The organism is Microcystis viridis FACHB-1342, from assembly GCF_014698335.1.
GTDB classification, from domain to species: Bacteria; Cyanobacteriota; Cyanobacteriia; order Cyanobacteriales; family Microcystaceae; genus Microcystis; species Microcystis ichthyoblabe_A.
Genome location: NZ_JACJSV010000023.1, coordinates 16615 through 35682 on the forward strand (window position 1 = coordinate 16615; position 19068 = coordinate 35682).

The 19068-nt window shown below is 40.3% G+C and carries 12 protein-coding genes; 1 reads left to right on the plus strand and 11 read right to left on the minus strand.

Going from position 1 to position 19068, the window contains the following annotated elements:
• Positions 1-37: 37 nt before the first annotated feature.
• The 4 genes from H6G40_RS09630 to H6G40_RS09645 all read right to left on the minus strand — a co-directional run bounded on the left by H6G40_RS09630 (position 38) and on the right by H6G40_RS09645 (position 6703).
• Positions 38-2050, minus strand: coding sequence for a phospholipase effector Tle1 domain-containing protein (locus tag H6G40_RS09630; RefSeq protein ID WP_002738669.1), 2013 nt, complete (start codon positions 2048-2050; stop codon positions 38-40).
• A 326-nt stretch (positions 2051-2376) separates the two neighbouring features.
• The gene (locus H6G40_RS09635; protein ID WP_002738357.1) at positions 2377-4389 is read right to left on the minus strand and encodes an ABC transporter ATP-binding protein/permease; all 2013 of its coding nucleotides are present in this window, start codon (positions 4387-4389) and stop codon (positions 2377-2379) included.
• Between the two features lie 56 nt (positions 4390-4445).
• Positions 4446-5648, minus strand: coding sequence for an SDR family oxidoreductase (locus H6G40_RS09640; RefSeq protein WP_069474160.1), 1203 nt, complete (start codon positions 5646-5648; stop codon positions 4446-4448).
• Between the two features lie 17 nt (positions 5649-5665).
• Positions 5666-6703, minus strand: coding sequence for a methyltransferase (locus H6G40_RS09645; protein ID WP_069474159.1), 1038 nt, complete (start codon positions 6701-6703; stop codon positions 5666-5668).
• A 6-nt stretch (positions 6704-6709) separates the two neighbouring features.
• Here H6G40_RS09645 and H6G40_RS09650 point away from each other — a divergent pair, with 6 nt between their 5' ends.
• Complete coding sequence (locus H6G40_RS09650; RefSeq protein ID WP_176721631.1) at positions 6710-6910, plus strand: hypothetical protein; 201 nt, start codon at positions 6710-6712, stop codon at positions 6908-6910.
• An 81-nt stretch (positions 6911-6991) separates the two neighbouring features.
• Here the strand turns inward: H6G40_RS09650 and H6G40_RS09655 are convergent, their stop codons facing one another.
• From H6G40_RS09655 to H6G40_RS09685, 7 genes are all read right to left on the minus strand, one after another.
• Positions 6992-8356, minus strand: coding sequence for an aminotransferase family protein (locus tag H6G40_RS09655; protein WP_081330813.1), 1365 nt, complete (start codon positions 8354-8356; stop codon positions 6992-6994).
• Complete coding sequence (locus tag H6G40_RS09660) at positions 8353-12747, minus strand: non-ribosomal peptide synthetase (protein WP_242028735.1); 4395 nt, start codon at positions 12745-12747, stop codon at positions 8353-8355. Before H6G40_RS09660 ends, H6G40_RS09655 begins: the two co-directional genes overlap by 4 nt.
• 58 nt (positions 12748-12805) lie before the next feature.
• Positions 12806-13498 carry a polyprenyl diphosphate synthase gene (uppS, locus tag H6G40_RS09665; protein ID WP_069474156.1) on the minus strand — a complete coding sequence of 231 codons (693 nt, stop codon included), beginning with the start codon at positions 13496-13498 and terminating at the stop codon, positions 12806-12808.
• Between the two features lie 65 nt (positions 13499-13563).
• Complete coding sequence (locus H6G40_RS09670; protein WP_242028736.1) at positions 13564-14556, minus strand: acetylserotonin O-methyltransferase; 993 nt, start codon at positions 14554-14556, stop codon at positions 13564-13566.
• An 87-nt stretch (positions 14557-14643) separates the two neighbouring features.
• Entirely contained in the window at positions 14644-15216 is a 573-nt protein-coding gene (locus H6G40_RS09675) for a chorismate--pyruvate lyase family protein (protein ID WP_008199669.1), read from the minus strand.
• Positions 15217-15687: 471 nt separating this feature from the next.
• Positions 15688-18243, minus strand: coding sequence for a sulfatase-like hydrolase/transferase (locus H6G40_RS09680; protein ID WP_069474154.1), 2556 nt, complete (start codon positions 18241-18243; stop codon positions 15688-15690).
• Between the two features lie 115 nt (positions 18244-18358).
• A complete protein-coding gene (locus H6G40_RS09685; protein WP_081330812.1) occupies positions 18359-18946 on the minus strand; it encodes a hypothetical protein in 588 nt (195 codons plus the stop codon).
• Positions 18947-19068: the final 122 nt, after the last annotated feature.

Here is a 19068-nt window from a genome sequence, read left to right on the forward strand (position 1 = left end):
ATTTCTAGCGAAGGATTAGTTTAATTCTAAAGCAAGGTTAATCTATCTGTTGATCGCCGTCAAGTAAAGCTTGAAGAAAAGGTTCAAGACTTTTGGGACGATAATCGGAAAAAGCCTTTAATCGTTTTACCACACTGTGATGAACAGTGACAACTTTTGTATTGAAATATCGCCATTGCTCACCTCCCAAGGCCGACAATCCCTTAAGGGTATTATCGAACTTGATGGTGGGGTCTAGTTTAATTGGGAATTCCTCAAATTCAGAGGTGGTTGAGTCAAACTCTAATCCCAATTTTTTGGCTTGATTAATCATCCATTGTAAGGGGTAGTCGGAAAGTCCTTGATATTCTTTTTTGCCACCACCTAGACAGGTATGTTCACCGACAAATAAAACTTCTTTGACAACTTGTTCAGGATTTTCGGGGTTGGCTTTGATCGGAGTGGAAGGGAAGTTTTTCCGTTTTTCATCAATGGCAACAGCATGAAAAGCATTTTGGATAATCGGACTTAATTTTGTGTTACTAAATTCATATTTTTTATGATAAAACTTAGCTAGGGGAAACCAAGGAGTTAAATCAGGAATACCAAAATGACCAACTGTATCCCAACAACCTAACATCTTGATTGGAATACGATCTTGAAAATCTTCCTTTTCTGTCTCAATTTTTTTAGCATTAGCGGCACGAAATTGTTGAGCTTTGGCACTATCGAAACTAACGTTGTGGTCTCGATAGAGTTGATAAGCTAGGGGAATTTCTTTAATCTTAGATCGTTTTAGGATTCCACATTTATCGATAAAACTAGCCAAACAACGAACGATATATGCTCCGCGACTAAAACCTAACAAATAAATTTCATCCTCGCTTTTGGGATTGTAGTTAAGGACAAGAAAACGATAGGCATCTTGAATCATCCGATCGAGTCCCCAGCCAAAAGTTTCATTCCCTAAACTTTTAATAAATTCGTTATCTTCGGCGCTGCCAGAACCTGACAAAAAGACGATTTGAGGGGTTTGATCCTCGGCAATATACTTAATAGATTCGGCGAATTTAACCACGTTGGTGGGGTAAGCACTGCCAGAGTTTTCCCAAGAACCATCACAACAAATAATTAACCGTTTTTTCTGGTTTGAATAAGTCAGTATATCCGGTTGAGAAATTGCCGTTTTAGTAATCTCCTCAATTTCATTACTGGCAAGAGCAGCTTCTGCGGCAATTATAATTGATTCTGAATTATCTTCCCGGGAAGGTTCTTGATTTTCTGCTGGAGCATCCTGTTCAACCACTTCTTCTTCTTCAAGGGAGTTAAAAATTTCGTTGACCATTGTTATCCTTTTCGCACTCCTTCTAGCTTTACTGCTAGTCTGAGTTTTTGATTTAGGGATCGAGGTCGGTTTAGAGGGAAGACTATCTAGTTGCCAGGTTGTCCCATAAAGAATACCATGATTGCTATAACTTGTTTGATCCTCGGCATTGCCATTGAGTGATAAATAAGTGACTAGGCCAAGGTCATCAACTAAGGGAGATTGATACATCGTTTTTTGTATTTCTTCTTGGCTACGCGCTTGATTCCAAAGAGAAAATTCGGCGAGACAACCTTGCCAATAATGGGAGAGATTAACAGAGGCTCCCAAGATGATTTTTTCAATCCCCGTTAAGGCACGGTTATGACCGTTGCCACGATGCCAAATGATCCCATTACGATAGATCAACATTCGGCCTGTGGTCGCATTTTTGACAAAGGCCCAATGAGTCCAATCACTATAATCCTTAAGCTTGACTTTTTTTTCAATTCGATCGAAACCTTCTTCATTTCCCGCATCCCAAAAAATTGCAGGTTTCACAGGATCGCCCCAGGGCAAAGTAATATGTAGGACGCGGTTATTCTCGCGATTAACAGCTTCTAAAAGAGTGGTTTCTGTGGATAAATTATTTTCTCCTTTTGCCCAAAATGTAATGGTAATACTCTGATCGATGTCAAGAAATCCCCGGGATAGCTCCATCTGATCATCAATGCCATTAAATTTTAGTACAGAGCGTTGTTCAGCCATTGGTTTTGTAATCACCTAGGGGAGAAAGAGGTAATCAGGGGTTCAGGGACTCTGACTAATAAGAGACTGTCATATCTGTCGCGGTCTTTGTGAACGTTACCACCTAGTTTACCACATTTTAGTTATCTAGCGATATAAGTGAGAAGTTTTCACAAAATTTAGCTTCAATAGCCTCTCATCCCATATTCTCGGTCAATTGTTGTTGGTAGAAACTGGCAGTTAAATTGCTGGCATCGTTAGACAGCCGGCGGGTTTGTCCAGGTTCTGGGGTCGATTCGAGGTCCGGCTATTGGCCTGATTATATCAATCTTTTCCAGCCAGAGAGCTTAAGGTGAGATTTTAAGCCACTTTAAGATTTGAGGATTTTTGTCATAACGATAGGTAAAACCATCGTTGGCTACGATCAAATTTCCGCGACTAGCTTTACTACGAACACTAGAGATCGATAAGTCGGTTAATAGTTTTATCTCTTGATGAGAAAGTCCCTCAAGAGACTGATGTGTTTCTGGGGATTCTGACTCATGATTAATGGTAATATCGGGTTTTACAGAATTGCCATTAGGGGTCTTAGTAAACATTTCTTGCGCTTTCTTAAGGCGATAATTTTCAACAGTCAAGAGTTCCCAACTAGAGTCGGCCGAGAGTTCTAGAACCCATTGATGGTAATTAAAGAGACTTTCTCGATGACCGACACTAATAAAAGTTGTTTTACGAGCTTTTAATTGCTCATATAGAATCCTTTCGTTGACTAAATCTAGGGCGCTGGTTGCTTCATCTAAAATGATAAAACTGGGGGGATTAACTAAGAGCCGAGCAAAGGCTAGACGTTGTTGTTCTCCTAGGGAGAGAATGTTTTCCCAGGGTTTTTCAGAGTCAAATTCATCCACCCGACTTAGGGCGTTTTGTAAATTGACTTGTTGTAATACTGCTTGAATTTCGCTATTAGTTATCTGACGATCAGTCTGAGGATAGAGCAGTTGTTCGCGTAAGGTTCCTAAGATAATGTAGGGACGTTGGGGTAAAAAGAGAATTTCTTCAAGGGGTGGCCGTATTAAACGTCCGGTACCGGAATTCCATAAACCCGCGATCGCTCGTAGGAGGGAACTTTTGCCGCGGCCACTAGGGCCAACAATCAGTAATCCTTCACCGGGTTGAACAGAAAGAGATAGATCTTCGACAATTACCTGCTCATAGTCGGGAGTTTGTAAAGTAACTTTCTCAAAGGCAAAATGATTTTCTTCTATAGTTTTGATCGTGCTGATATTCTCCGGTTGTTGAGTGACGGTTTCTAGGGCAGTCGCAAATTCATTTAAACGTTCAACATAACTAGAAAATCGTCCCGAAATGCCAAATTCAGTGATCAGGTCGCCCAAAGAAGTAGCGAATATATAACAGGCTGTGGAAGCTTGTTCCACCTGTCCATAATCGATCTCACCTCTAATATACAAAGGTCCCAGAATTAAGAAGGGAAATACTTGAATAGCAGCTTGATAGCCCCTAGCAAACAGTTCGTTCCCTCTTTCCCAATCAATTTTATCGAGAGTATCTTCTAATACCTTTTTAAATCTTCGCTGAATGATATTTAATTCTTCTTTCTCTCCCCGAAAAAAAGCGATAGATTCAGCATGATTGCGAACGTGAGTTAACGCATAATTATAATCAGCTTTTGAAGCTAATTGCTTTTCATTGATCTTGATTAATTCTTGATTTAAATAAAGGGCGATAAAATTACCGATGACTGTATAAATAAGTAGCGGAATAGCAATCCGCTCAGAAATCGTCCAAATCACCACTAAAAAGACAAGCATCTTCAGGCTTTTTTCTAGGAAAGATGAGAAAAAGCTAAGAGCATTACTGGTGATCGGTTCAATTTCTTGAGCAATGCGTTGATCGGGATTATCAATATCAGATTTGAAATTAATTTTATAATAGGCACGCTTATGGAAATATTTAGTTAAAACCTGACCATTTAGCCATTCATACCAATCCAAAGCAATTTTTTTGGAAATATTTTTACTGTAACCGACTAGCAGTGTCACCAAGATCAGTCCAATCACATAGGCGATCAATTCCTGATTAAATCTGGCATAGTCTCCCTGTTGTACAATTGCGTCAATCAAGCGACGAATAGCAAAACTATTAAAAAGCGTTACGACTACTAGACCGAGGATTAGAAAAATTAGCAAAAATAGCATTCCCCAGCCACGAATTACCTCGGGAAAGCTTCTTGCTCCTGGTTCGGTGGGATACCAGTAAGGTTGAGTGATCGCCTTGACATCTTTCAAAAATTGGTTAAAAGAAGCAAGTGCATTTTTATTTTCAGCAACTTGGGTTGACATATTTCCAAAAAAAAGGGGTTGACGCTATTGGTAGTCGGGCAGCAGTTGAGCCTCTGCTAGTTTAACATTTTTGTCTCATATTTTTTCCAAGCAAGTAAATAAGTATAGATCAGGGATAAATCGAGAGGATGACAAACGATGGAGCTATGGGCTAATCCCTCGATAGTTTGACAAGCATCGAAGCAAGGCTTTGTCTGACTAATCATTTTAGCTGATTTTAAAATAATTGGGAACCAAGAACTAACGGCTTTTTCTCCTCCCTGCTCAAAAAGGTAATTTTCAACCATTACTAACCAATTTTTATCGGATACCGCTTCAGTGGCATAACCACAGGCATTAATTAATTCAAAAAATCTCTGCCATGGAATTAATTCAGGATTAACTAAATGAAAGGTTTTTCCTAAAAGTTGCTTTTGCCTTGAGAGATAAACAATAGCTTTACTGGCATAGTCAATGGGAATAATATTGATATCCACATCAAAAGTGGGAAATTTTTCTAATTTAATACATATTTGAATAAACCGAAAAAAGAAATTATTCGATTTTCTATAAATTCCAGTTTTGCTGTCACCCATAATTCTTGTGGGTCGATAAATAGAGACGGGAAAACCTCTTTTTTGAGCTAGGTGTATTAATTTTTCAGCAACCCATTTGCTTTGTTTATAGCCCGTATTTAAACTGGGAGAAAATCGAGGAAATTCTGTCTCTCTAATGGGTGTATCTTGTCTATGAGCCTGACTAAAAAAAATGGCCAGTGTCGAGATAAAATGAACTGGTTTAGTTTTTCTTAGTCCGGCTAACTTAAGAATTTCTTGAGTTCCCAAAACATTAACCGCTTTCATTTGATAGTAAGGGGGGATCAGGTCATTTTGTGATCCGTTATGATAAATAACATCAATCTCGTTGGCTAATTGACAAAACTCTTTCTCAGAAAGACCTAACAATGGTTGAGCCAAATCGCCAAGCATTGGGATAATACGAGCATCAAAATGTTGCTGCCAAAGTTGGTAAGATTGGAGGTTTTCTTTTAGTCGCTGTTTACCAGTTTCTACAGTATGACAACGAATTAAACAATAGATATTAGCGGTGGTTTGATCGAGCAGTTCCCTGAGCAAATAAGCCCCTAAAAATCCAGTGGCACCAGTTAAAAAAATTGATTTTGGCTCGTCAAAATTGTCCTTGAGAGGACTGTCAAAACTGATATCAGGATTAAGAATAGCTTCTGTTTTTAAATCTGGAATACATTCTTGATTGCTCATGCTTTGCTAGGACATATCTAATTTAATTTAGGGAGTGGACTTGCTTCAATCAAACTCTGCACAGGCATAGTGTCAATAATTCTATCTATTTGAAATCCAGCACTTGTTAATAGGACTTTTAATTCATTTTCTGAGCGAATTTTTCCTGAATGAAGCATCCATAACTGTAGATCAGCTAAATTGTCTCTCCAATAAATTTTGCGGATAATTCTTTCTGAAATTAATAATCGAGATGTGGAAGGCATATACTGGCGACAGTTTTTGAGAATATCAACAACTTGTCGATCATTCCAACTGAGCAAAACTTGCTTGAGTAAATAAACATCCGCTACGACGGGAACCGATTCAAAAAAATCTCCACTTATCAACTCACAGCGTTCGCTTACCCCTTCCTGTTTCAATAAATTTTTGGCTTTTTCAAGGGAGTATGACTGTTCAAAAAGTATCCCTTTTATTTGAGGGTAACGTTTTAAGATAGCAGCAATCAGTTTTCCCTGACCGCCACCAATATCTGCCAATACTTCTACGGAGGAAAAGTCATAAGCTTCTAATATTTTAGCTATTTGAAAGGTGGTTATATCATTCATTGATTGATCATAAACTTTATTGAGGCTAGGATTCTCTCGATGGTACTCCTCAATATCAAGACCATACATGGCTTTAAAAGCTCCTTCTCCAGTGGTTAAACTTTGGGTAAAATTGCCCCAACAAGCATAACTTTCTTCTATCTCGGTAATTAGCCAGTTGCGTAAAGTTCCCACTTGATCATCCCTTAGATAAGCCGCTAAGGGAGTATTTTGAAAATAATCCGGTTGATTTTCTTGTAAAATTTCTAAACTGACCAAAGTTCGTAAAAGACGATAGAGAGAATCAGCATGAGTGTTAGTTTCCGTCGCTAATTCTTGATAGTGTTTTGAGCCATCTCCTAACAGATTAAGAATTCCTAATTTTACAGCAGCATAAATACATTGACTGATCTGAAACCCCCTAATCATCAGTAAAACGGTGTCTCTGGGAGATATTTGATTTGGGTTTTCCCCAGGAAGATTAAACATAATTTAATGACCTTTTTGATTGAGCTTACGGATTCCCTAAAAAGGGTATTTTTTGCTAAGAATAAATCCTTGGCTAAATTATTAACGATTTTACCTTACTTCTCAACAATTTTAGGCTTAACTGTATTATTCCCTCAGTTTGACCAGAAACAGCAAAAACGAGAGCTTCTTGATCAATTCTTTGGTCAGGGTGACTTACTGAATTAGCCGCGCCTTTGGAAATAGTAACCGCCGCCAGAGTCCGATAGGATTTAGCTGTTTGTAGCAGACTGTTTTGAGCGATCATCTTTAACACACCTCAACCAATTTTAAAGACTGTTTTACCTGCTTGAAAGTTAACTCTAACTTTTCCACCAATTCATCACATTGACTTTCTGTGATAATAAAGGGTGGCGAAATTAAGATATGGTCTCCATCAACTCCGACACCAGTACCAAACCTCCCTCTGAGGATTAATCCATTTTCTAAGCCTACTTGCATAATTTTTTCAGTAATACCCAGGGAACGAGAAAAAGGTTGATGATTGTCTCGATTTTTAACAAATTCAATTCCTATTAATAATCCTTCCCCCCGAACATCGCCTATGATTGGCTCCCGTTCAGCCAGTTTTTCTAATTGATGTTTGAGGTATTTACCCATCACTGCACATCGTTCTATTAAATTATGTTTAGCCATATAGTTCTGCACAGCTAAAGCCGCAGCGCAACTAATAGGATGACCGGCATAGGTAAACAATGACAGGGGTATATTTTTAGTTGCATTGTCAAATACTTCCCGAACCCGTTGATGAACAATAACTGCACCAATGGGAGCGTACCCGCTGCTTAAGGCTTTCGTGGCTGTAATTATATCGGGAATTGCCGCCCAATGGTCAACCCCAAAGTTTTTACCCGTTCGACCAAAACCTGTGATAACTTCCTCAGAAATCCAAAGAATATCATAGAAATCACAAATTTCTCGCACTTTTTCATAATAGCCAGGAGGCGGAACAATGGCACTCCCGGCACCGCCAATAATCGGTTCAGCCACGAAAGCTGCTATGGTATCTGCTCCTTCTTGTTCGATTATTCTTGCTAGTTCATTAGCACAAGTTAATTCACAACTGGGATAGGTAAGTTTATAGGGACATTGATAACAGTGAGGTGCTTGAATATGGGGAAAATTTAAGAGGTCAAAGGGTGATAAACTTTCTCGCACAAACCTACTACCAGTCATGGCGAGAGTGGCAATTGTATGTCCGTGATAGCTATGCCAACGAGAAATAATTTTGTATTTGCTGGCTTTGCCTCGTAGTTTATGGTAATAAAGAGCTATTTGAAAAGCCATTTCATTAGCGGTTGAACCACTGGTGACAAAACCGACTCTATCCATACCTTCGGGAGCCATTGTTGTCACCACATTAGCTAACTTTTCTTGGGGTTCACTGGTAAATTGAGCCTTATGAATAAAACACAGTTGACGAGCTTGTTCTGCCATGGCATCGGCCACTTCTGTGACACCATGACCGATGGAAATAACATGAGTCCCCCCGATGGCATCTAGATAGGTTTTTCCCTCTGAATCATAAACATAAATACCTTTTCCCGATTCTGCCATTAAACAGGTATTATGCCAACGAGTTGTATTGAAAACGTGGGATTGATCGGTTTTCATTGATTGACGATTACCTCTAATAAATTTTCAAAATTTGACGCTATCCTAGCGATGGTATCCGCTTCAAACAAATCTTTTTTATACTTCCACCATAGCTTAATAACAGTTCCGGAAGGGGTATTTTTTTTCCAGAACAATACTCCTAAATCTACTCTTGCCATTGATAATTTAAGCGGTATGGGGGTGACATTCAAACCCGATAATTCTAAATGCTCTGTGGGAGCTTTTTGCAAAAAGTCTAAATACACTCTAAAAAAGCGTTTATTTCGCTCTATCGGCGGGTCAAAGGTTTTGGCGATTTGCTCAAAAGGGACATCTTGGTGAGTGATGACAGCAAGCATCTCCTGTTGAACCCGTTTTAATAGCTGGAAAAAGTGGTCATTTTCGCCAAAATCAAGTCTTAAAAGCAAGTGCTTACCAAAATCTCCCATTACAGATGCAAATTGCTGCTGATTGCTATCAATCGCTGGAACGCCGATAACGAGACTTTCCTTCGGAGCGTACTGATGGAGTAAAAGTCCAAAGGTAGTGGCGATGGTGGTAAAAAAAGTCACTTTTTGTTTCTGACTCAAAATTTCTAACTGAGTAGTCAGTTCAGGAGAAATCTCTGTTTCTAGGGTGACTGCCTGGAAGCTTTGCACCTCTGGTAGCGGTCTGTCAGTGGGAAGATTTAAAGGCTGGGGTTCTTGACTTAACCACTGTTGCCAATAGTCGCGCCTTATTTTTAGTCCTTCTTCTGTAAGAGATTGACGTTCGGCAATCACATAATCGCCATACTGTAGGGGTAATTCGGGCAAAGGAGAAGGGTTATCAGAGAGGAAAGTATCGTAGAGAAGGCTCAATTCTGGCATTAATATTTCCGAAGATTGTTCATTGGCCAGCATCATGTGTAAACCGATCAGCAAAATATGAGATGTTTCTGACAATTGTAGTAGATTAACGAACAACCAAGGATCTTTGTCCAGAAAAACTTGTTTTTTGATTTTTTCTGCGGTTATTCTTTCTATTTCTTGCTGTTGTTCTACTTCTGAGCGGTTTCGCAGATCAATAATTTCAAGAGCTATCTTTGTATTGGGATAGACAACCTGCCTTAAAGAACCATTGATTTTTTCTAATTTTGTTCTTAGAATTTCATGGCGACGAATAATCTCATTAAGACTTTTTTCCAAAACAGCTATATTAAGCTTTCCTTCCAGATGGAAGTAGTTAGGTAGATAATAAAAGCTACCTAAATGACGATAATCCCAAAATCGCTCTTGAGCAAAAGAGGGCGGATAATAACGAATTTCGTCGGCGGGTTGGAGATTTGTTGCTTCAATTCTGTTAAATGTTGATGATTTTTCTGACAGACAAGTTACTAATTCAGCAATGGTGGGTGACTGAAATAGGTCAAGCATCTGCAAGTTTTTATTCAACCTTTCTTGGATTCTATTCAATAAAATAATGACCTTGAGAGAATTGCCGCCTAACTCAAAGAAGTTATCATTAATACCGATTTGCTCTAGTTGCAAAACTTCAGACCACAAGTTCGCTAATATTTCTTCTTCTCGATTACGAGGAGCTACAAAATTAGCTTTATTACTGGTTAATATATAACTCGGTTTTGCCAGTTTTGACAAGGCTAGACGGTCTATTTTATCATTAGGCGTAAGGGGCAATTTGTCTAAAATACTGATGGCATTTGGCCTCATATATTCTGGCAATTTGCTTTTAAGAAATTGACCGAGTTCTAATATTAATTGCTGCTTAAATTTAATCTCGATTGGATTATTGGCATAGGTAAATATATCTTCAATAGGAGAACTAATGGGAAAAATTGCTGGTTGGAATGGTGCGGATTTATGGCTAAAAACTAGATCATAATATCCTCTGGCATCGGTGTTAATCCAGCTAATCTCTAGGTGATAAGGTAAGTCCTCCACAAGAGCCATTATCCGATCAATTTCTACCCCATGCTTCGGCTGCTGACCTAGCCACTGGTTTAGTTGCTTAAGTGAGTCGCTTTGATCAGCTTCTTCTAACCATTGTTGAACCTTAACTTCCTTACTCAAACGAGCATTAGGAATACGAGAAATACCTAAATTTTTCGGTTGATCTTCAGTTAAAATACGTTTAACTTCGGCTAAGTTCAGTTGTTCTTTTTGCCAGTCTAACCAATCAATCTCTGTCAACGGTTCAACGGAACTATTGATAGATAAAATCGCCTCGTAACGAAAGCGAGTTAATTCATTATCATAAACCCCAGTTTTGGGTTTTATTTGCACATGAGTAATTTCAGGAAATTGTTGTTGAAGTGCTAGGAAGAAAAAGGGATGTAATAACAACTCTTCTTCTGCTTGTTGTTTGCGGGTAATTCTTTCTCGCAATTGGCAGGCAAGAACATGATCATTAGCTCGATAAGCTTCTACCGAAGTACAATAGGTTGGCAAAAGGGCTAAATTACGAATATCTCCAACAAGAATATGACCTCCTTTTTTAACCCGTTTAATCAACCCTTCTAAAACTTGCAGTAGGTAGGCGGTACTGGGGAAATATTGCAGCACAGAGTTGATGATAATAGTATCAAAACTTTCTGACTCCAATCCCGCTAAGTCATCGGCGCTTCTTTCCCACAAAGTTACATGATCTAAACCGCCTATTGTTTGCTGAATTTTCCGAATATGATCTAAAGCAGGACGAGAAAAATCAAGACCTACATACTCGGAACAATCGGGGGCAACTCGAGTTAATAATAATCCCGTACCGCAGCCAACTTCTAAAACTTTTTCTGGGTGTAACTCTTGAATGCTTTCAACGGTTTTATCCACCCATTCGTGCATTTCTTCTTTGGGAATTGGCTGTCCGTCATAACTACTATCCCAACCAATAATATTAAAAGTAAGATCACTTTGAATAGGGGTTTGACTGTCAGTTTGCTGATTAACAGTTTTCCAAAGAGCCAGATATTCTTGTTGAGTTTTTTCCTGTTCTAAGGAATCCTCAGAAGTTAGATGAGGAACGACATAAGCGATTAACTGTTTATCCCCTAATTGATCTTGGCTGAGGATAACCGCCGCCGACTCAATCGCCGAGTGTTGAATCAATACGTTCTCAATTTCTCCTAGTTCTACCCGAAAACCTCTAATCTTAATTTGATTGTCAATGCGTCCTAAGTATTCAATGTCACCATCGGCTAAATAGCGACCCAAATCTCCAGTTTTATAAAGCCGTTCGGAGGGATTGAAAGGGTTATTGATAAAGTTTTCTTGGGTTAATTCTAGCTGATTGAGATAACCTCTCGCTAAACTAATACCAGCAATATATAATTCCCCTTGAGTTCCTTGGGGGACAGGCTGTAAATTCTGATCAAGAATATAGATTTGTGTCTGATTGATGGGACGACCAATAGGGACAGAGGTACAGTTTTCTGTTAATTTATAATCAGATAAATCACAATAGGTTGCTTCGACGGTGGTTTCTGTCGGTCCATAAGCGTTAATTAATTGGGGTACTCGGCGGAGTTTCCCGGTTTGTAACATTTCTTCTATATATTGCTGCCATAGTTTGAGTTTTTCGGGTAATAAACTTTCTCCACCCACAAATAATAATCGCACCGATTCGGGGAAGAGTTCCTTAGTTCGTGCTAATTCGGTAATTAAAGCCTGCCAAAAAGCTGTGGGTAAATCTAAGATTGTCAGTTGCCATTCTCGACACTTTTGGATAAAGCTAGAAAATGAGCTTAACATCGCCTCAGTTCGCAAAACAACCGTGCCACCAACAGTTAAGCAAGGATAAATTTCCTCGACGGCAACATCAAAACTAATCGAGGCAAATTGTAAAATTCGATCGCTTTGACTGAGATTAGCAGTAGTCTTAACCACTTCAATAAAATTAACCACAGAGCGATGTTCAATCATCACGCCCTTGGGTTTTCCGGTGGAACCTGATGTATAGATAATATAAGCGAGGTTTTCGGGGTTAACTTCAATATCGGGATTTTCTGGCTTTTCCAGGGCAATTAGCCCCCAATCTTCATCCAATTTCAGAATTTTAACTGTCTGATTGTCCCCGAATTTACCGATTAAATAACTGTTGGTGATTATGAGAGATAATTGAGCATCTTGTATCATATAATCCAAGCGCTCCGGGGGATAGTCGGGGTCGAGGGGAACATAGGCACATCCGGCTTTTAGAATAGCCAAAAGGGCCATCACCATTTCCGGGGAACGTTCCACAGATAAACCGACGAGACTTTCCGGTTTTAGCCCATATTTTTGTAAATAATAGGCCAGTTGATTGGCTTTTTGATTTAAGCTTTCATAGCTAATTTGCCAGTTTTCCCCAATCAGAGCTATCGCTTCAGGGGTGCGTTGTACCTGCTGTTCCAATAATTGATGAATAGATTGAGTCATGGGAACTAAAGTAATTTGATTTAACTCAGGTGCTATAGTTGGTTTAATTTGCTTGATCCTATTTTCCAAAGCGACGCTCGCGATTTTGAAACCAGTGGATAGCTTCTTCAATATCTGCCGGAGTTAGATCGGGAAAGAAGGTATTTGTAAAGTAGAGTTCACTATAACAACTCTGTAGGGGCATAAATCCAGATAACCGACATTCTCCAGAGGTCCGAATAATCAGATCTGGCGGCGGACAAAATTGATCCATTAGCTGATGAGGTTCGATCTCTTCCGGTTTAACCCCCTTTTCTACTAGGCGGCGGACTGCGCGGATTATCTCATCTTCACCACCGTAGTCTAGGGCAAAATTGAAGATGTGACCGGTCATTCCTTTGGTGCTATGCTCTACCTCCTCAACCATAGACAAGAGATTTTCAGGAAGGCGATCTTTTCTACCTAAATGTCGCAACTGTACTGAGTATTTACCCGATAAAGGCAATAAATTGCTGAGAAACTGACTAAAAACATCCATTAAGTTGTCAACTTCGCTATCGGAACGCTTCCAGTTTTCGGTGGAGAACAGCCACAATGTCGCAGCGTAAATTTCCTTATCCCAAAGCGTTTTTAATAGGGAAGGTGCCACCTCTATAAATGCTTTTCTGTGACCTTCTTGGGGAGATAAGCCCTGATTTTTTGCCCATCTTCTGTTACCGTCTGGAATGATGGCAATATGCTTGAGAGGTTTAGTAGAGATGTTGTTAGTCATAAAATTTTTCCTAATAAGGTTGAATTGAGTAGTTTGGCAAACAGAGCGGTATTTAAGTTTCTGGTTTAGAGTGGAGTAGCTTCAATTAAACTCTCTATAGACTGAGTGTCAATAATTTTAGTTATTTGAAAGCCAGCCGTTTCTAATAATACCCTAAATTCAGATTCCGATCGAATTTTTCCTGAACCTAGCATCCATAAATTGAGATCAGCTAAATTATCCTTCCAACGATTTTTGTGCAAAATTCGATCCACGATTAACAATCGAGAGGATGGGTCCATAGCCTGACGACAGTTTTTGAGAATTTCAAGGGCTTTTTGATCATCCCAATTGAGCAGAATTTTCTTCAATAAATAAATGTCTGCTTTAAGGAAAATGGGGTCAAAAAAGCTCCCAGAAATCAAACTACAACGGTCGATCACTCCCTCTTGTGTTAGTAGATATTTCCCCTGCTCAATACAATAGGGTTGTTCAAATAGCACCCCTTGAATCTGGGGATATTTTTGTAAAATAGCAGCCAGAAATTTTCCATATCCTCCACCAATGTCTGCGACAATTTCCCCGACAGAAAAATCATAAGCGGCCAAAATCAGGGGGTTTTGAATTGCAGTTATATCAACCATTGCTTGATCAAAAACTTCAGCTTGATCGGAATTTTGTTGATGAAACTCTTCAATATTGACACCATACATAGACTCAAAAGCACCTTGACCTGTGGTTAAACTTTGAGTAAGATTTCCCCAACTAGCATAACTTTCTTCTATTTCGGCCATCAGAAAATTGCGAACAGTTCCCTGTTGCTTATCTCTTAAATAAGTTGCTAAAGCAGTGTTTTGGAAATAGTTGGGTTGGGTTTCTTCTAAAATCCCCAGACTGGTTAACGTCCGCAAAAAACGATAAAGTAAATCAGCATGAGTATTGGTTTCAGTGGCTAACTCTTGATAAGATTTTGTTCCATCTGCCAACAGATCAACAATTCCTAATTTGGCGGCCGCATAAATACATTGGCTAATCTGAAAACCCCTTACCATCTGCAAGACAGTGTCTCTATCAGACATTTGCCCGGGATTTTCTCGCTGAAGATTAAACATGATTGAATGAGCAAAGTTGAGATGGTTGTTAATGGAATGACTCCAGAGATATTTTTAGACGAAATAACTCTCGGGAAATTTTTCTGTAATCATCATAATCGCTTGCTTCTGAGAGAAAACACGATAGGTACGAGAAAAAAGTTTTTCTTCTGGACTGATTTTAAAATCCTCAGCCAAATCCCCCGCAGGTTCTTGAGATAAATCAACGATTTCCTTAAAGGTTTCCATCCGATTTTCTAACCAAAGCTTACCGATGGGTTTTCCTGAATTGATTAATTCGTCTTGAAACTTGGTGTCTAGTCTATCAATAACAATAATAGACTCGGCATAAACTAATTTTTTTTGGCTGACTGTACTGCAAAGAAATATTTTTCTTTTGATAATTTTGCTACCTTTTTCAAGATCTAAAACCGGCAAGTCTTCCTCTAAATATACCGCTTCTTCAGACAGTTTAACAATTGACATTTTTTCCAACAAATAAATCTCTAAAATGTCGGTCAGAGTCCCATCGGTTATTAAAATGATTCGCTGGAGTGTGCTTAACTCCGAAAGATTAAGAGGGGTTTTGCTAAAACTATTTTTTAGCAACTCGATTTTACACCGATTCGGTAGTTTCGCTGGCATCATGGCACAATTCCTTAATTTGCTGGATAGATTTAAAGTTAGCCGATCGATGTGCCTAAGCGCTCTCTGGGCATCTTGTTATAACTGGGTAAACACAACCTTAAGCTGGACAATCTACTAAGTAGGGTCTGCTGAAAAAGTTTGTTGGTGGGGGCAGGGTGTGGCCCCCCCAACCCCCCCGACATCGGGGGGGCAGGTGGGGTGTAGGGTTTTACCGATTTTGAGGTAGTCAGTTACCTAATTTTCAGGGAAAAAGTACCTGAATTTTACCCCCGATCCCTCCAATGGTCGGCACTTTTTGAGGTCAAAAAAGTCTAAAAGCCTTATCCAACAAGGTTTTTAGATTTATTCAGCAAGCCCTAAGTAGGTTGGTCTCATTGAATGTAAGACCCAGTGTGGGCGGTATGCTCCCATTACAGGTGGGTGCAAATCAATGGCACCCACCTACTTAGTTGTTTTGCCGCGGCGCTTTGATTAGATTCCCAACCACCACATATCGGGATCAACATCTTTTGCCTGGGCTTTGATCACCTCCTTGTGATCTCGGTGCCGGTAGGAAGACTGAGCTTGGTTAGCCGCATAATCCATGATGGCTTCATATTCGGCCTCGTCTTCCGTCGGCCAATACAGAGGAGGAATAAAATTCTGTTGCTTCATCTCTTCTGTATAGATAGAAAAACGACCCGGAACAGTTTTTAACTTAACCATCTGGGTGATCAATTGCGCGTGTAGTTGCCGGAATTTTTCTAAATATTCTGGTTTACCCGCAACATTGGTTTTTTCCAGAGGGTCATTGACTAGGTCGTACATTTCGTACTCGTAATTAGTCCCCTCGTCGTTAAAGTAAACAGAATATTTCCACTCTTTGGTGCGGATAGTACGGATACGTCGGGGAATGGTTTTGAAAAACCGGGGAGGCAGCGTACCATCATCAAAAGTAAAATGAATGGCATCGCGGACTTCCTGATGGGGATTGGTGAATAAAGGCGTTAGGTCACAACCCTGAAAGGCAAACTGGAACAGATCATATACCCCAGCAAATTTAGCCAGAGTTGGCACTATATCCAAGGTCGTGGCAAAGGAATCGGTACTAACGGCGTTGGGGAACAGATTCGGGTTAGAAATAATCAGAGGAACCCGAAGCACTTCCTCGTAGGCATTGAAAGGCTTTTCTCGCTGACGGTCGTGGGCCAGGCACATTTCCCCATGGTCGGAAGTCCGCACGATTAAGGTATCGTCAATTAATCCCTTAGCTTCAAGGGCATTCAGCACTTCATTGATTTGGTTATCTGCCAGTTTTTTCAGATAGCCGTAGAAGTTAACAAACATCTGCTGAACTTGCTGACTATTGGTAGCGAATTGACCATCTTTTAGTTCTGGTAAATCTTCATACCACACCTTTTCGTCGCTCAGTTCTAAGCGTCGCGCTTCCTTGATCCGTTTTAAGCGTTGATCTTCCTTGACTTGACAGCCTTGTTTAAAAATTTCTTGGACGCTTGGTTTAAAGGATAGATCCTCGAAGACAGTTTCGGGAATGGGAAGATTAAAATCTTTAAAGTCCTCTAGGGAATAGCCAGCATCTTTCTCAAAGGTAGGAGCCACATGAATATCATGGGGATTGACCAAAGACACCACCAAGCAAAAAGGACCGTCCTCGGATTTGTAATTTTCAATAAATTCGAGAACCCCTTGTTCTTCCCGGGGAATGGCCTTGTCAATTCTATCCAAGATCTTTTGCTTTTTCTCTTCCTTTTTCTCCGGGGAAAGTCCACTAAAAGCTCCGCGTCCTTCCTTGGCATCTTGCTCAATGACTTTTTTGACCCCTTCTACACCCCGTAGATAGCGTTCATCATTGTAAAAAATTCCTTTGCCAAACTTGGTTAAATCATTGCGGGCAACTCCCGCATCAAGCGGAGTCCAGCCATCGAAACCGTAGGACTGTTTCATGTATTCGATGTCTTCGCTTGACCACTTATCGGTGTCACTCTTGGGAACGCTCAAGTGCCATTTGCCTTTCCAATAGACCTTATAACCAGCCGCTTTCAGAACCCGAGCTAGGTTCACCTGGGTGGGACTAAGAAGCTTTTGTTCTAGGGATTGTCCGTAGCTATCCTCATAGCGGTTGATAATATCGGAAAAAGGCTCGGCAATGGTGTTGATGACACCGTGTTGGTTGGGATAGGTACTGGTGAGCAGAGTAGCCCGACTGGGAGAGCAGGCCACCGTTACCGTGAACATTTTGTTGAAGGTCAGCCCGTTCTTTTTCAGTCGTTTCAGGGCCGGTAGATGCTCATCTTCAAAGCTTTGCGGCCAGCGTTCAGCAACGGCGGCACTGTCTTGGTCAGTGAGGAAAACGACAATATTGGGTTTAGAGGCTTTGGCAGTTAAGGGGAGTTGTTCTTGCTGCCATGTTGCCCCGTTAATTGTGCCATTACTGCCCTTACCGGTTTTGTCAGTGACGATATTACCTGAACCTTCATTAAGGGGCCAATAGCCCACCAGGCCTGGTTCATTGCCCTTTAGTCGCCGGTACATATCCCCTTTGATATCCTGTTCCCTTCGGGCAATGTTCCATAGACACACTTCTGTTATTTGTCCATTAAAATACCGTCCCCCTATTCCATCATCCCAACCGATAAACAAGGAGCCGTTATCTGCTTGAATTTTTCCCACATAGTCTTTTCGGGCTACTTCTTCTCCATCAATATACAAACGGATACTCTTACCGTCAAAGGTTCCTGCATAATGATGCCATTGAGTGATGTCTATTTTCGGGTCAACTGCTGTTTCTTGCCAACCCTGGGAAGGGATGCAGAACCTGATTGATTTACCACCAGCAACGGGATATAATACGAAGGCATCCCGTTTACTGACTAAACATCCAGTCTGGTTCCAAGTGGGAGTATTGCTCTTAGCCCAAACAGAAATGGTCATAGATTCAGTTGGGTTAGGATAATTAGGTATCTCTACATAATCTCCTTTACCATCAAAGAACAAAACATTGGACACAACACTTTGTTGAGCGGACATAAAACTGATCCTTTCTTTACTTAGGGGTTAATTCAATTCAAGGCAACCAACTTAGTTGATGTCATCAAAGACGAAGACGAAATCAGAGTAAAAAACAAGGCATGACTTGAAGTCATTACTCTACAATTTCAATTTTTCTTGGGGAACCAACATCCTCAGACACAACTTCTACCGACTCTATTTGCTGCTTGAGCTTCAGTTTCAGTGCTTGGGTAATCGGTAAACCTTCAACTTCTTTGATTAAGTCTTCCTGAGCTTCCTGTTTACGACGATCTTTATAGATAGCGGCAAGAACCGCTTCAATTCCATAGTTCGTCAAGGCATCTCCCACAACAGTGGTTAGGCCAAGCAGTCCTAATCCGCCGAGAACGCCAAGGGGACCCCCTAAAGCTGCCAAAGCGAAGGCAATGGGATAAGTGGTAGCTCCCGAGGTGGATACCGTGACCACGAGAATTACGCCTGGGAGTCCCAAAGAACCAATTCTCTTGGCTACTTCGTCTAAAGAAACCCCCCAGGATGCCAGTTTTTTGCTGATTTCACCCGGGGCAGCCTTTAGTTTTTTGCTGATTTCCTCCCAAGAAAATTCCGAAGCGGCAGCTTGTTCGTTGACATTCTGGGATGAAGATTCATCAGCGCCAGCCTGTTCGTTAACATTCTGGGATGAAGATTCATCAGCGCCAGCCTGTTCGTTAACTTCGTCCATGAGAAACTCCTAAAAATCAATCTCCCGGAGTCTAACACACTTTTACCGAGGGATAAACCTATTTTAAAAATCCTTGACAATTCGTAAATATTCTGATTGACTGGTAGCATTTGAAATGCCTA